16 protein-coding genes are annotated in these 13,572 nt (G+C 68.8%); 5 read left to right on the forward strand and 11 right to left on the reverse strand.

What is annotated here, in order from left to right:
- Positions 1–31: 31 nt before the first annotated feature.
- The 4 genes from kstD to HNR40_RS06320 form a co-directional block, all read right to left on the reverse strand.
- A complete protein-coding gene (gene kstD, locus HNR40_RS06305) occupies positions 32–1,759 on the reverse strand; it encodes a 3-oxosteroid 1-dehydrogenase (protein ID WP_184958968.1) in 1,728 nt (575 codons plus the stop codon).
- A 91-nt stretch (positions 1,760–1,850) separates the two neighbouring features.
- On the reverse strand, positions 1,851–2,780 hold the full coding sequence (locus HNR40_RS06310) for a WXG100-like domain-containing protein (protein ID WP_184958969.1): 930 nt from the start codon (positions 2,778–2,780) through the stop codon (positions 1,851–1,853).
- Positions 2,771–3,106 carry a hypothetical protein gene (locus HNR40_RS06315; RefSeq protein ID WP_184958970.1) on the reverse strand — a complete coding sequence of 112 codons (336 nt, stop codon included), beginning with the start codon at positions 3,104–3,106 and terminating at the stop codon, positions 2,771–2,773. Before HNR40_RS06315 ends, HNR40_RS06310 begins: the two co-directional genes overlap by 10 nt.
- Positions 3,107–3,159: 53 nt before the next feature.
- Positions 3,160–3,729, reverse strand: a complete 570-nt coding sequence (locus HNR40_RS06320; protein ID WP_184958971.1) for a TetR/AcrR family transcriptional regulator — start codon at positions 3,727–3,729, stop codon at positions 3,160–3,162.
- Between the two features lie 85 nt (positions 3,730–3,814).
- On the opposite strand from HNR40_RS06320, the gene HNR40_RS06325 reads away from it, so the two are divergent.
- The 5 genes from HNR40_RS06325 to HNR40_RS06345 are packed head-to-tail and all read left to right on the forward strand — an operon-like array spanning position 3,815 to position 7,427.
- Positions 3,815–5,599 (forward strand): MDR family MFS transporter, encoded by a 1,785-nt coding sequence (locus HNR40_RS06325; protein WP_312896201.1) that lies wholly within the window; start codon positions 3,815–3,817, stop codon positions 5,597–5,599.
- A complete protein-coding gene (locus tag HNR40_RS06330) occupies positions 5,596–5,982 on the forward strand; it encodes a hypothetical protein (RefSeq protein ID WP_184958972.1) in 387 nt (128 codons plus the stop codon). The genes HNR40_RS06325 and HNR40_RS06330 overlap by 4 nt, the downstream gene beginning before the upstream one ends.
- A complete protein-coding gene (locus HNR40_RS06335) occupies positions 5,979–6,221 on the forward strand; it encodes a hypothetical protein (RefSeq protein WP_184958973.1) in 243 nt (80 codons plus the stop codon). The genes HNR40_RS06330 and HNR40_RS06335 overlap by 4 nt, the downstream gene beginning before the upstream one ends.
- 13 nt (positions 6,222–6,234) lie before the next feature.
- Positions 6,235–6,693 (forward strand): universal stress protein, encoded by a 459-nt coding sequence (locus HNR40_RS06340; RefSeq protein WP_184958974.1) that lies wholly within the window; start codon positions 6,235–6,237, stop codon positions 6,691–6,693.
- A 23-nt stretch (positions 6,694–6,716) separates the two neighbouring features.
- A complete protein-coding gene (locus HNR40_RS06345; protein ID WP_184958975.1) occupies positions 6,717–7,427 on the forward strand; it encodes a M15 family metallopeptidase in 711 nt (236 codons plus the stop codon).
- A gap of 84 nt (positions 7,428–7,511) precedes the next feature.
- On the opposite strand, the gene HNR40_RS06350 is transcribed toward HNR40_RS06345, so the two are convergent.
- The 7 genes from HNR40_RS06350 to HNR40_RS06380 all read right to left on the reverse strand — a co-directional run bounded on the left by HNR40_RS06350 (position 7,512) and on the right by HNR40_RS06380 (position 13,072).
- Positions 7,512–8,390 (reverse strand): helix-turn-helix domain-containing protein, encoded by an 879-nt coding sequence (locus tag HNR40_RS06350; protein WP_184958976.1) that lies wholly within the window; start codon positions 8,388–8,390, stop codon positions 7,512–7,514.
- Positions 8,391–8,404: 14 nt separating this feature from the next.
- Entirely contained in the window at positions 8,405–8,938 is a 534-nt protein-coding gene (locus tag HNR40_RS06355) for a DUF6879 family protein (RefSeq protein ID WP_312896202.1), read from the reverse strand.
- Positions 8,935–9,147, reverse strand: a complete 213-nt coding sequence (locus tag HNR40_RS06360) for a hypothetical protein (protein WP_184958977.1) — start codon at positions 9,145–9,147, stop codon at positions 8,935–8,937. Before HNR40_RS06360 ends, HNR40_RS06355 begins: the two co-directional genes overlap by 4 nt.
- A gap of 832 nt (positions 9,148–9,979) precedes the next feature.
- On the reverse strand, positions 9,980–10,306 hold the full coding sequence (locus HNR40_RS06365) for a hypothetical protein (RefSeq protein ID WP_184958978.1): 327 nt from the start codon (positions 10,304–10,306) through the stop codon (positions 9,980–9,982).
- 42 nt (positions 10,307–10,348) lie between these two features.
- The gene (locus HNR40_RS06370) at positions 10,349–11,119 is read right to left on the reverse strand and encodes a hypothetical protein (RefSeq protein ID WP_221339934.1); all 771 of its coding nucleotides are present in this window, start codon (positions 11,117–11,119) and stop codon (positions 10,349–10,351) included.
- Positions 11,116–12,588 carry a terminase large subunit domain-containing protein gene (locus HNR40_RS06375; protein ID WP_184958980.1) on the reverse strand — a complete coding sequence of 491 codons (1,473 nt, stop codon included), beginning with the start codon at positions 12,586–12,588 and terminating at the stop codon, positions 11,116–11,118. The genes HNR40_RS06370 and HNR40_RS06375 overlap by 4 nt, the downstream gene beginning before the upstream one ends.
- Entirely contained in the window at positions 12,581–13,072 is a 492-nt protein-coding gene (locus HNR40_RS06380) for a hypothetical protein (protein ID WP_184958981.1), read from the reverse strand. The genes HNR40_RS06375 and HNR40_RS06380 overlap by 8 nt, the downstream gene beginning before the upstream one ends.
- Positions 13,073–13,572 lie beyond the last annotated feature (500 nt).

Genomic DNA, 13,572 nt, shown 5'->3' on the forward strand with positions numbered 1-13,572 from the left:
AGGACGACGAGATGTGTGTGATCTTCCCAGGTCAAAGGTGGCGGGCGGCGATGTAGCCGAAGGTCATCGCGGGGCCCAGGGTTGAGCCGGCGCCGGCGTAGCTGCGGCCCATGACCGGGGATGAGGCGTTGCCCGCGGCGTACAGGCCGGGGATGACGGCGCCGGTGGTGTTCAGGACTCGGGCGTGGATGTCGGTCTTCAGGCCGCCCTTGGTGCCCAGGTCGCCGGGGACGATTTTGAGGGCGTAGAAGGGCGGGAGGAGCAGGGGGGCCAGGCAGGAGTTGGGGATGACGGCGGGGTCGGTGAAGTAGTGGTCGTAGACGCTGTCTCCGCGGCGGAAGTCCAGGTCCCGGCCGGTCCATGCGAAGCCGTTGAAGCGGAGCAGGGTCGAGCTCAGGGCGGAGGCGGGGACGCCCATCTTGGCGGCCAGGCCGTTCCATGACCATGACTTCACCACCGCGCCCGCGTTGTACCAAGCGCTGGGGAAGTCCAGTGTCGGGGGGATGTCCTTGAAGAGGTAGCGGTTGCGGTAGTTCTGGTCGATCACGAGCCATGCGGGGATCGCGTCCCGTTCGTACATGACGTGCACGACGTCGCTGTACGGCGCCGCCTCGTTGACGAACCGCCGCCCGGCCTGGTTGACGATCAGGCTGCCGGGCAGGGTGCGTTCGGCCAGGCAGAAGTACGGCTCGCCGGGCAGCGGGATGGACGGTCCCCACCAGGCGTCGTCCATGAACTCCACGGCGGCGCCCACCTGGAGCCCGGCCCGGTGCCCGTCGCCGGTGTTGGCGGCGGCGCCGACGGTCCAGTCGGTGCCGACGGGTTGTTCCTGGTATTGGTCGCGCATGGCGTCGTTGTGCTCGAAGCCGCCGGAGGCCAGGATGACCGCGCGCCGGGCGCGTGCCAGCGTCTGGGTGCCGTCGCGGGTGACGAGGACGCCGGTCACGCGGCCGTTCTCCACGCGCAGGTCGATCAGGGGCGTGTTGAGCCAGACGGGGACTCCGGCCTGGGCCAGGCCGACGCGGAGGGCGCCGGCCAGCGACTGTCCCATCGTCAGGGGCTCGATGCCGCGGGCCTTGGCGGCCAGCCAGCGGGCCGCGCCTTCCAGGGCCACGGCGGCGCCGCGAGCGTTGACGAGGGCGAGGTTGAGCCACTTGTAGTCGGCGCTGAAGATGACCTCGCCGGCGGGGACGGGGATGTAGGCGGGGTTCAGGTTGGCCAGTTCGGCGCCGAGGAGGTTGCCGTCGAACATGTCGGGCTCGATGGAGCGTCCGTTGGGCAGGCCGCCGGGGAGTTCGGGGTAGTAGTCGGAGTAGCCCTCCATCCAGCGGAAGCGCAGCGGGCTGTTGCGGGTGACGAAGGAGATCATCGCCGGCCCGTTGGCGAGGAACGCCGCCTGCTTGTCCGCCGGCACCCCGCTGGGCCCGACCACGGCTCCCAGGTACGCCGCCGCCTTGGCCGGGGTGTCCGGCACGCCCGCCGCCAGGATCGTCTCGTTGTTGGGAACCCAGATCCCCGCCCCCGACCTGGCCGCCGAGCCGCCGAACGTCGCTGCCTTCTCCACGACGAGCGTGCTCAGCCCGCGCTTGGCGGCCGTGAGCGCGGCCGTCATCCCGGCGGCTCCCGCTCCGACCACGACGACGTCGAACTCCTGGGTGGCGTCGGCGTGGGCGGCGTTGGCCCCGAGGATCAGCAGCCCGGCTCCGGCCGCGGTGCCGCGTAAGACGGTCCGGCGGGTGGGGTGGGGGTGTGCAGGCATGGCGAAACCCTTCGCAACGGAGACGAGTACGGCCTCGCGCCAAGGGCCACAGCCACCCAAGCATGCGTTTGGTTCGATCACCTGTCAACCGTCAGCGGTACCTCCAGCCCGGCGGGAAGATGAGGGCTCGCATGCCGTGGCCCTCCAGCTTGCTGATCCATTCGTCGCCCGTCGGCAGGATGGTGCCATCGCCGTCCAGCGCGCTCTTCACCGGCGTGTAGCCGAACCCGGAGCCGAACAACCGCGCGACCAGCTCGCCACCGCGCGTCGCCGGGCCGGGCATGGCGAGCTTGGCGGCGTCGTAGCCCAGGATGTAGCCGGTGTTGGCCGTCACGATCTTGCCGAACTCGGTGGCCGACAGGTCCACGTCCTTGCCGTGGGCCACGTCCACGGAGGCGTCGGCGGCCATCGAGCCGGCGGCGTAGGCGGCGCCGTCCACCACGGCGTAGTTCAGGGTGGTCAGCACGTACTTCGGGAAGGTCAGCTGGAGAATCTTGGCCACGTTGAGGAGGAAGACGGACTTCAGCGTCTGGGCCAGCTTGATCAGGCGGGCGAGCTGGGCGGCGGCCATCGCCTGGGCCACGCCGTACAGGGCGGTGGTGAGGGGTTGGAAGGCGACCAGCCACAGCAGCTGCATGATGGCCTTCTCCAGCGCGACGAACCGCTCGCGCACGTCCTCCACCATGCGCGCGTACGCCTCGCAGCCCACCGCGATCACCCGGCAGTCGTTGGCGAAGGCGTAGGGGAAGAACCTGAGGTTGGTGAGGTAGAGCTTCGAGAAGGCGTCCACGCCTTCGCCCGAGTTGTTGAGCCAGACCTTGGAGGCGGCGGCGTTCGCCCTGGTGGCGATGGCCTCGTCGCCCTTGTCCAGGTCGTCGGCCAGCTCGCGGAAGGCCTTGGCGGCCTTGCGCAGTTCGCCGGGCGGGATCTCCGGCGCGGTCACCCCCGCGTAGACGCGCAGGGCGACCAGTGAGCCCGTGCCGCCGGCCATGAGGGCCAGCAGCAGCGCGTTCACGGCCATCGGTAGACCGGGACGTCGGTGATGCGCAGGTCGTCGGCGATGCCCCAGTCGACGGTGGCGACGTTGCGCCGCATCAGCAGCAGGCCCTCGGCGAGGTCGCGGTAGGCCTTGGCGAACTCGTCGATCATCTCCGGCATCTCCCGGCGCTTGGGGGCGTACCAGGCGACGAACGCCTCGTCCGCCTCCTCGCCCACGGGCCAGGAGCCCAGCCGTCCCAGGATGTCCTCGGCTCGCCGCACCGCGCCGGCCAGGTCGTCGGCCAGGTCCGTGAAGGCGGGCGCCGACTGCTTCGTGAGCTGCTCGTGCGCGATGGACGTGTCTCGCATGCCGGACATGCTGCGGCCCAGATGTTACGGCTACCGCCTCACCCAGGTAACGATCACGTGTGCGGGCGTAGACAGAGCTCGAAGACGGCGGTGATCCGGTCGACGTCGGCCGGGGTGGGCACCTCGGGCCCGAGCAGGCGCCGCATGGTCCCGATGCCCAGGAAGACCGCGGTCGCCAGCCGTGCCCGCGCCTGCGCGTCCGGCCCGTCGAGCCCGGCGGTCATCGGGGCGATGATGGCGTTGCGGAGCCGTTCGCGGACGAGCTCCTGGATCTCCGGGTCTCCGGCCGAGCGTTCGAGGGAGCGCAGGATCGGGCTTTCCGGGTCGGAGTACATCCGTTCGGCCGCATACTCCCCCAGCCGTCTGGCCAGGCCTTCCGGGTCGCCTTCGATGACCCGGGCGACGGTGGGCTCGCCGGCCAGCACCTCGCCGAACAGGCCCGCCTTGGAGCCGAAGTAGCGCCCCACCAGCGCGATGTTGGCGTCGGCCGCCGCCGCGATCATGCGGACGGTCACCTGCTCGTAGCCGTGCTCGGCGAACAGTGAGCGCGCGGCGCGCAGGAGGCGCTGCCGGGTGGCCTCGCGATCACGCGGCTTGGCCTCGGTGGCCGCCTCGGCGTTCATGACCGAACTCTACCCGCGGAAGGGCCACTTGCCGCGCGGCTAGTAAACGAGCGTATACTCGCCTGGTGTTCACACGTTGAAGGGGGTGGGGCGCTTGGTAGCCCAGGCCGAACGGCGGCAGTATTCGCATCGCGAGATCCTCGAGGTGATGGCCGGGCTCATGCTCGCGATGCTCACCTCGATGATCTCGACCTCCGTCGTGGGCACCGCCCTGCCGACGATCGTCGGCGAGCTCGGCGGCCAGGATCAGTACTCGTGGGTGGCCTCGGCCACCATGCTCACGATGACGGTCTCGACCCCGCTCTGGGGCAAGCTGTCCGACCTGTTCGGCAGGAAGCTGCTCTTCCAGACGTCGCTGGCGTTGTTCGTCGCCGCGTCGCTGGCCGCCGGGCTCTCCCAGGACATGGGCCAGCTCATCGCGGCGCGAGCCGTACAGGGGCTCGGTGTGGGTGGTCTGTCGGCGCTGTCGCAGGTGATCCTCGGCGACATCGTCTCCCCGCGCGAGCGCGGGCGCTACTCCGGCTACATGGGGGCGGTCTTCGGGCTGTCCACGGTGGCCGGGCCGCTGCTCGGCGGCTTCATCGTCGACACCGACTGGCTCGGCTGGCGCTGGTGCTTCTACGTCGTGGTGCCGTTCGCCGCCGTCGCGTTCTTCGTGATCCAGAAGTTCCTGAAGATCGAGCATGTCCGGCGCGACACGACCGTGGACATCTGGGGCGCCTTCACGATCACCGCGAGCGCGAGCGCGCTCATGCTGCTGCTGACGCTGGGCGGCCAGGAGTTCGAGTGGAACTCCTTCTGGACCTACGCCTTGGCCGCGATCAGCCTGCTGATGCTGGCGCTGGCCGTACTGGCCGAGCAGAAGTCGCGCGACCCGATCCTGCCGCCGCGGCTCTTCCGCAACCCCACGTTCGTCCTCACCAGCATCGCCTCGCTGCTGGTCGGCATGGCGATGTTCGGGGCGATGATCTACCTGCCGCAGTATCTGCAGATCGTGAAGGGGCTCAGCCCGACCAACTCGGGGCTGATGACGCTGCCCATGGTGGTCGCGCTGTTCCTGTCCGGCGTGATCTCCGGGAAGATCGTCACCAAGACCGGCAAGTGGAAGATCTTCCCGGTCGCCGGACTGCTGATCGTGGCGATCGGGCTCTTCCTGCTGTCCCGGCTGCACGTCGACTCCAGCGAGTGGCTGATCGGCTTCGACGTGGCGGTGCTGGGCATCGGCCTGGGCCTGTCCATGCAGATGCTCATCCTCGCCGCGCAGAACGCCTCCGAGCCGCGCGACATGGCCTCGACCACCTCGGGCGTCTCCTTCTTCCGCTCGCTCGGCGGCGCTGTGGGCGTGGCCGCGTTCGGCGCGATCCTCACCAACCGCCTCAAGGACGAGATGGCGCGGATGCTTCAGGCGGCCGGGATCAACCTGCCCGCCGGAGGCACGCCGAAGCTGGGCAGTCCCGAGGCCATCCAGCACCTGGCCGAGCCGGTCAAGGGCATCGTGCTGGAGTCGTTCACGCGCGGCCTGGAGACCGTGTTCCTGGTCGGCGTGCCGATCGCGGTGCTCGGCTTCGTGGCCACGCTGTTCCTCAAGGAACTCCCGCTGCGCACCAACCAGCCCGTCGCCGCCCCCCAGACGCTCACCAAGGACGACATGGTCCTGGCCGGTCTGCTGCTCGAACTCATCGCCCAGCGCGTCGAGAACACCAACGGCCACCCCTCCGCCCTGCTGAGCGCCGTCGCCAGGATGGCGCCGCCGGACGAGCGCCCGGAACGCGAGCGCGCCAGATCCGTGGCCCACGACGTGCTCCGCCCGACCTCGCGGGCGCTCATCGCACAGGCGGCGCCACCCGAGAAAGAGAGAGTCACCCTATGATCCGCAAGTTCGTGGGCGCGGTCACGGCCGCCCTGGCGCTGCTCGCCGGGCTGTGGCTGATGATCGCCCCGTTCGCCCTGGGCACCCAGCCCGAGGGCACCGACTGGACGAACACCACCAACTCTGAGTTCTTCACCGGTCTCGGCCTGGCCGTCGTCGCGCTGGCCGGCGCGGGCGCGTTCATCGCCGCGATCTATGAAGAGCTCGTCGCGCGCGGTCTGGTGACGGTACGGCAGCGCCCCGCCGAACCCGAGCCCGCCCCCGCGGCCCCGGCCGGCGCCTCCTCAGCGGAACTGGCCACCATGCTGGCCCCGCTGGTCGAGGCGCTGCGCGAGGACATGAGGACCCGGCAGAACGGCTCCCTGGTGGAGGAGAAGCGATGAAGGCGAAGCTGGGCGTGAGCGCCCTGGTGTTGTTGTTCCTCGGCGGCCTCTGGCTGGTCGCGGCCCCGTTCGCGGTCGGCTACCAGCCGCGCGGCGCCGCGTACACCGACGCGACCGTCAACGACCTGTGGCTCGGCGGCATCCTGGCCGGCCTGTCGTTCGCCGCGCTGGTGGCCTACGCGGCCGACGCCCTGCGCGACCTGGCCCGCCGCGGCCGCCACGTGGCCGAGAAGCGCTGACCAGGGACGTGCCGTGTTTCCCCAAGGGGAGCCGCTGGCCGACCCCGGGTTCGAGATCGGCAAGGACGGCGCCGGCCTGATCGTGGTCGGCTACGACGGCTCGGGCCCGAGCCGCAACGCGCTCGCGTACGCGGCCGGGCTCGCCCGCCGGGACAACGCCGGACTGCTGGTGGCGTTCGTGGAGTCGCTGAACAGCGCCACGCTCTGGTTCTTCGCCGGTTCGCCGATCGTCCCCGATCCGGCCGGCGACCTGGCCGAGGATCTGCGGGACGAGATGCGCGGCGTCGGCGTGCCCTGGCAGTTCATCGCCATGCGCGGCGACGCCACCCGCGCGCTGGAGTCGCTGGCCGACGCGAGCATGGCCGACGCGATCGTGGTCGGCCGCTCCCGCTCGGTCTGGCGTGGCTTCACCGGCTCGGTCTCGGTGGGACTCGCCAGGCGCTCGCGGCGTACCGTCCTCATCGTGCCTTAGCGGAAAGCACGTATCGTGGCTGGATGAAGCGTGTATCAGCCCTGGTCATGGTGCTTGCGGCGGCAGCGTGCGCCGGGCAGCAGAAACCGGTCGCCTCTGCCGCGCAGGTTCCGACTCCGCCTACGACCGCACCACCGACGGAGATCCCCAGCACGCCGCCCGGCCCGCCGGAGTTCACCGCCAAGGTCTCCAAGGTCTCGCGCGACCAGGTCCCGTACTCGTGGCGGCCCGGCTGCCCGGTGCCGCTCGGCGACCTGCGGCTGATCACGATGACCTACTGGGGCTTCGACGACAAGGCGCACACCGGCGAGCTGATCGTGCGCGCGAACGTCACCGACGACATCGTCACGGTCTTCGAGAAGTTGTACGCCCAGCGCTGGCCGATCAAGAAGATGGAGCTGGTCGACGCCTACAAGGGCGACGACTACGACTCGATCGACGCCGACAACACCTCGGCCTTCAACTGCCGTCCTGCCACCGGGTCGAGCAACTGGTCGAAGCACGCCTACGGCCAGGCAATCGACATCAATCCCCGCGAAAACCCATACGTCACCGCAGACGGCGGCACAGCCCACCTAAACGCGAAGAAATTCACCGAGCGGCCAATGGATGGTAAAGGCGCCATAAATCCCCGTGACAAGGTGGTGAAGGCTTTCGCCGCCGTCGGATGGGAGTGGGGCGGCTACTGGTCGGGCACCAAGGACTACCAGCATTTCAGCAAGGGCGGGGGCTGAGACCAGGAACGATCTTCTGGTCTTGGCCCTGACCTGGTATTTGTTGTCTCGCTAGGTCTCACCGATTCCCCCGTGATCTCGACCTCATGTGCCCTGGTTGTGCCCTGGCCCGTCCTCGTCCAGTGACTGGATCGCGGCCGTGATCAGAGCGCGGGCGGCTTTGCCGTACACCGAAAGCTCGGCCAGTTCGGCGAACGTCATCGCGTACATAGCGATCTCGTGCGGCTGCGTGATCGTCAGGTGGCCTGATACGAGCTCAACCGTCACTTCGGCGGTGTCGAACATGAAGAAGCCCTCGGGAGGCCACATAGAGGTACGGTCTGCGCCCAGCGGGATGATGCCCAGAGAGATCGACGGCAGAGTGCTCATCGTGAGCAGGTTGCCGAGTTGTCCGACCATGACCTCAGCTCCGCCGATCGGGTGACGGAGGACGCTCTCCTCCAGCACCACCGCGAACCGGTGGTCACCCGTCTCGATGATCCGCTGTTTTTCCAGACGGACTCGTACGGCCTCCTCGATGTCGTCCGGGATACCGCGCCGACGCATGAGCGCAGTCAGGAGAGCGGCGATGTATGCCCCTGTCTGCAACGGCCCGGGGATGAGTTGCGAGGAGTAAATACGGAAGTGCCGAGTCCGTTCCCACAGGGGCACCACGGCCTCCTGTGCGACCTTCAGCCCGGTGCGCTCCATGTCCCGCCATGCCACGAACATGCCCTGGATCGACTGGAGAGAGGCGACCAGATCGACGGCCTGATCAGGGGCGTTGCAGTGCAGACACCACGTAGTGATGTCCTCAGCCGAGGGTGGGCGATGGCCGTGTTCGATGCGGCTGACCTTGGAGGAGTGCCAGCCCGCCAACCGCGCTAGATCCCGGCCCGTCAGTCGAGCATCAAGCCGGATCTGGCGGAGGCGGGTGGCGAGAACGTCGAGTGCTTGCTGGGCGCTGGAGGATGAGAAGGGCACGAGCGGTGGGGCGTTCAGACGGCGGGCTTGTAGTCGCCGTGTGGGATGGCGCGTTGCCAGACGGCCTCGAATGCCGAAGCACACCGGTCGATCACGTCTTGGTCGGTGACGGGCTCCACGTCGATCCAGTCGCCGTTGCCGTTGAAGTGGTTGACCAGCAGCGTCTCATGATCGAAGAGCCAGAAGTCGTTGCCTGGCAGCAACAGGTCGGTGGCGTGCCGACGAGGGAGCCACCGCACGTCCTCGCCCACACGGACGTTGGGGAACGTGATGTCGTACTCGTAGTGGATGTAGGAACTGATGGGCTCGGAGACGATGCGCGCCCGTCTCACCGCGACGCCGCGTTCTACGGCGTCCACGATGTTCTGGAGCCAGGGCCTCCACCAGGATGAGCGGTCGTCGGGATCGAACCTGTGCCCGGTTTGCCACGCGTCATAGTCGGGATCGTCCAGCATGTAGCCGTCGCGCATCTCCAGGTGCAGCGCAGACTCACGGCACTGGCGGAGCGCGCGGTCGATCTGTGACGCCGGGCTGACGGCCTGGATCACTCGGGCACCGCCGGGAGGAACTGGATCATTCGCTGGGGGAATCGGATGATGGCCTCGCCTTCCGGGATGCTGCCGATCTCCGCGAGGGTGGCGTGGGCGATGCTCGTGTATCCCTGAGCGAGAATGTCACCGGTCTCAGTGTCGAGCCAGAACGTAGGCGAGCCGCCGTTCGGGCTTAGGGGGTCCTGGCCAAGGAACTGAAGCGCCATTGGTTCCTCCATGGTCGCGGTTTCTGTGCCTGAGTTTGCGTCCGCCCGACACCCCGATCAAGAAGATTGCCGAAGTTTGCCAGCCTTTCCCGGAATTCTCGTTCTCTCGGGTGAGCCCCGCAAAGGCGGGCAACCTCGTTGAGACAATTAACGGTCTCTACCTAGCGTCACGGCTATGCCGCCTCCCTCGCCCCCACCAGAGCGCACGCTGGCCATCGTTGAATCATCCTCTGACCCACTAGCGGTGTCGGAGTTCGATACCTGGCCTGGTGATGACGGCAAGCTGCATGGTCGGCATCGTGAGTCCGGCGCGCTCATCCGTGCAGAATGCCCACGCCAACTCGCCCTACGGGCACTGGCCAAGCGCGTGGTCCACACCTGGCGCGCAGCAAGTGACGACCGGTGAACGGCGTGGACCCCATGAACGTCGGCATCGTGCGCGGCTCCGCCGAGGTCCCGGGGCATGAGTGTCCCGGTGTCGAGTTGGCGTCACATCCGGCGCGCACCATGGCGGGGTACACCCAGGTTCACTGGTGCAACCAGGGAGGGCCAGACCGGTGGCGGACCGTCGAGTGGACTTGCCACTGCCAAGCCCTCGTGTTCGAGCTGGCCAACACTGGTGGGGCGTACTGGGTTCGCAAGACCGTGCAGGGCGAACCACCGACTCACACGTGGGCGGGACCTTGGCCGCGCCGCGAAGCTCGGCGGTGGTGGCAGATGATCGTGGGCGGTCAAGCCCGATAGCCGCGCGGGGGTACGGCGTCACCCGGCATCCGCCGCGCTTGGTGACCCCGTGTTCTTGGCCATGGAGGGCGGAACACGGGGTTACTGACTACTGGCGGGCCTTGCGGAAGTCGTCCACGCTGCGGCTGTCCTGCCCGCCGGTGAAGTCTCCGCCGGAGCGCCCGGCAGCGCCGCTGTCGCGCGAAGCTTCCTGCCGGGCGGCGGCGGTCTCCAGGCGGTCCAGGTACTCCCGGCACAGCTCGATCTTGCTGCGCGCCTGCTCGGCCTCGTCCAGGAGGGCGGCCAGCCGGTCGAGCACCTGCTTGGCGTTCGCCCTGACGGACGCGGCCCGCATCGGGTCGCCGCTGGCGTGGGCCTGATGGAGGTTCTGGCGAAGCTCGGCTACAACCTCGCCGATGGTCTTGCCCGTGGTCATGAAGCCTCTTCTCCTCGCTGATCCTGCGTGGCGGATTGGGAGTCAGGCACGGCTACCGGCCCGCCCGGTCTTGACCACCTGGCCGTCCACGATCGTGCTGCCGCTGCCGTTGGCCTCGATGTCGGCCATCAGCTCCGCCTTACGGAGCGCTCGCTCGGGGTCCTCCTCCAGGCGACGGACCTGCTCGCGGACCTGCGACAGGGCGCGGGTCAGGGCCTCCCACGACTCGCCGGCCTGGAGCTGAAGCCGAGCCGCCGCGCCCCGCTCGCCCGGGGTGGCCTGCGCGAGGCCGCGCTCCACCTGGTCCATGGTCTTGTTCAGGGCCGGGGCCGACATCTCCCTGCTGCCGCGCGCGTAGGTGGGCAGTTCGGTCTTGATCGCGGCCAGCGTCGCCAGGTCGCCCGCCTGGACGGCGGCCTTCACCAGGTCGTCCACGTGGTCGCCGTGGTCGAGCTGCTGGCGTACGCGCGACCATGCCGCCTGCCGCTGCATCTCCCGCAGCGTCTCGGTCTGCGGGTCGTCGGCGGTGGGCTGAGCGGTGACCCACTCCTCCACCCCGTCACGGGCACGGCGAGCCTCCTGCTCGATCTGGTCGAGCTGTGCCATGGCCTCCTGACGGAGCCGGGCGGCCTGCTGGGCACAGTAGTCGGGGGCGTACCGGTCGTCCCGAGCAACCTTGCCCAGGGCAGACACGAGGTCCTGCCGGACGGCGGTGACCCGACCGGGCAGCAGGTCGAGATCCATCTTCTTGGCCTGGGCGTGGATCTGCGTGGACATGTTGATCTCCTTCATGTGGTTCGTCGTGTCGGTCACCAGGCGTTCTCCGGCGACTTCTCGCCCCCGCTGGGCGCGGTGATGGCGGCGGGCATGGCCAGCGGCACGGCCTCCTGCGGAATCAGGAGGCCGTAGCCGGTCTTGAGCGCGTCCTCCTCCGGCCGCCGTACCCGGCGGACGGACCTGCGGGCGTAGGTGGTGCTCAGGCAGCTCACTGCCTGCATGGCGGCCATCGCCAAGTCGTCATGACCGATGCGGGCAGGCACCGAAATCTGCACCATGCCCGACGCGCTGTGGGTGAACTGGAGACCGTGGAGCTGACGGAGCAGTTCCGGGTGCCGGGGCAGCACCAGGCGGCCCTGCTGGAGGAGGACCTTCATCGCGCCAAACCCGGCTTGCTTGCGACGCGTGTCGGTCCACACCGGAGCAACCCAGGACTGGACCCCGGCCCGCCACAACCGTTCCGTCAACGTCTGGGTGGGAGCACCGCCGACCCCGTTCGTCTCCGATGCCCAGCACCGCACGTCGAACGCCGACCCGATGGTCACCAGCCGGTCGATGAAGTCGCCGTACGGCATCCGCGCATGCGACTCCAGCCACGGCAGGTAGAACGGCACATCCTCCCCGAGAACCTGGTGGTTCCACCCCCGGTCGTCCAGCGGAGCCATCAGCACCACGGCGTTGGCATCCTGCGCGAACCCCCAGTCAAGCCCCGCCGCTCCGCCCAGCGGGCGGTGATGGCCGTAGGCGGCCTTCACCCGTTCCGGCGACCACAGCTCGTAGTCGGCGACGGCACCAAGCAGTTCCTCGGCCGTGAAGTAGGCCGCCTCGTCCTCCACCCACTCGGCCAGCACCTCCTGACGGAACACCCACTCGGGGTCCTGCCTGCGCCAGTCCTCCAGCAAGGCGGCGTCCACCAGCGGGGAGACGGTGCTCGGCCAGTGGAAGGAGGCGTATCCTTCCGCGCCGTTGGTGCCCAGGTGGTAAAGCTGGGCGAAGAACCGGTCACGGCCCCCGAACGGGGTAGAGGCCAGCACCACCCGCGACTCCGGCCGGGCGATGATCGAGTACCGGGCGGCCCGCCACAGCTCGTCCGGGATCTGGGCGGCCTCGTCCAGGATCAGCAGGTCCACCGACTTGCCCCGCACCTGCTTCTCGCTGGCCGGTACGCACCGGATCGTGCTGCCGTTGGTCAGGGTGACCCGCGAGGCGTTGTCATCCACCACCGACCCCGCCAGCAACGGCGAAGAGGCCAGCCCGGAGATCTCGGCCATCAGATCCTTGGCCGCGTCCTCCCCGGCACTCAGGACCAGCACCCGGTAACCCGCCTGAGTGAACGCCCCGTGCAGAGCGATCACCGCCAGCGTCCTGGACTTACCCGCCTGCCGCCCGCAGCACATCACCCGCGTCCGTGCCGGGCTCAACGCCACCTGCGCCTGGTGAGGCCACAACGGCTCCCCAATCAGCCGTTCGGCGAACACCCGGACGTCCCGCAGTCCGTCAACCATGCTTCACCCCCTTGTCGTCGTTGTCGTTGCCCTCGTGGTCCAAGCCGGACAGCAGCTTGGCCATGTCCACCCCGGCGGCGGCCACGTCCCGCCCCAACCGCGCGGCGCTCAGTGGGTCCAGCCCCAGCCGGGACCGTTCGCGGGCCGCCCGGTTCTCCGCCCGGTGCAGCAGCGCGTAGGCGGCCCGTACGCGCTCGTCTGCCAGGTCCCCGACCCCATCGCCGGACACCTCGGCCAGCCCCTCCTGGTAGGCCATCAGCAACCGGACCTGAGCCTCCGCCCGCGCCCACGCCTCCAGAGCACCCCGCCAACGCGGCTTACCCAGGTAGGCACACTCCGGGTCGGCCAGCACCTCGGCCACCAACTCCCGCGCCACCGGATCGACCTTGCGCAGCGAGTAGACCCCGTGCCTGACCGACAGCTCGTGTCCTGGCTGGAAGGGGGGACGCTGCCCGGGAAACCGGGGCGTCCATCCCTCAGTCATCACGGTCCCCTCCCCAGGTCCATGGAGAACATGGAGTTCTCCCTGAACATGGCGTCGTCATGGCTTCTGAACTGGGCAAACACTGCTGACCCATGAGGACGAGGGCACAGGTAGGGCACCTACGCAAGTGCCACAGCATGTTCTCGCAGCTCAGCGGCTTATGAGGAACCTCGATCAACGAGGACTCGTCTCGTCTCCTCGCGCGCGCGGCATTTCTACCGATCACCCGGACGGCACGCCCCCGCCGCTTCACCCGCCCACGGGTGTTCGGGTGGGACTGACCCCGGCCCTTCCCGACCTCGGAGCGGTGACGGTGGTGACAGAGCCACGATTCGCCCTCGTGACCTGCAAGTTCGTTGTCATTACGGGCGTGGACACTTAGATGACAGAACCAAGAATTCATACCGTGATCTGCGGAAACATCTGTCACCGGCCGGGGAGATGCACCCCGATCCGCCGATGCATCACCGCCGATCCCTTCTGTCAGCCGCTTGTCACCG

It is taken from the genome of Nonomuraea endophytica (assembly GCF_014203235.1).
Classification (GTDB): domain Bacteria; phylum Actinomycetota; class Actinomycetes; order Streptosporangiales; family Streptosporangiaceae; genus Nonomuraea; species Nonomuraea endophytica.

What these genes read in the sequence shown, in the direction of transcription:
- HNR40_RS06345 (WP_184958975.1), top strand. Translation starts at nt 6,717, where the DNA reads ATGAAGCGTGTATCAGCCCTGGTCATGGTGCTTGCGGCGGCAGCGTGC.
- HNR40_RS06330 (WP_184958972.1), top strand. Translation starts at nt 5,596, where the DNA reads ATGATCCGCAAGTTCGTGGGCGCGGTCACGGCCGCCCTGGCGCTGCTC.
- kstD (WP_184958968.1), bottom strand. Translation starts at nt 1,759, where the DNA reads ATGCCTGCACACCCCCACCCCACCCGCCGGACCGTCTTACGCGGCACC.
- HNR40_RS06365 (WP_184958978.1), bottom strand. Translation starts at nt 10,306, where the DNA reads ATGACCACGGGCAAGACCATCGGCGAGGTTGTAGCCGAGCTTCGCCAG.
- HNR40_RS06335 (WP_184958973.1), top strand. Translation starts at nt 5,979, where the DNA reads ATGAAGGCGAAGCTGGGCGTGAGCGCCCTGGTGTTGTTGTTCCTCGGC.
- HNR40_RS06375 (WP_184958980.1), bottom strand. Translation starts at nt 12,588, where the DNA reads ATGGTTGACGGACTGCGGGACGTCCGGGTGTTCGCCGAACGGCTGATT.
- HNR40_RS06315 (WP_184958970.1), bottom strand. Translation starts at nt 3,106, where the DNA reads ATGCGAGACACGTCCATCGCGCACGAGCAGCTCACGAAGCAGTCGGCG.
- HNR40_RS06310 (WP_184958969.1), bottom strand. Translation starts at nt 2,780, where the DNA reads ATGGCCGTGAACGCGCTGCTGCTGGCCCTCATGGCCGGCGGCACGGGC.
- HNR40_RS06380 (WP_184958981.1), bottom strand. Translation starts at nt 13,072, where the DNA reads ATGACTGAGGGATGGACGCCCCGGTTTCCCGGGCAGCGTCCCCCCTTC.
- HNR40_RS06320 (WP_184958971.1), bottom strand. Translation starts at nt 3,729, where the DNA reads ATGAACGCCGAGGCGGCCACCGAGGCCAAGCCGCGTGATCGCGAGGCC.
- HNR40_RS06360 (WP_184958977.1), bottom strand. Translation starts at nt 9,147, where the DNA reads ATGGCGCTTCAGTTCCTTGGCCAGGACCCCCTAAGCCCGAACGGCGGC.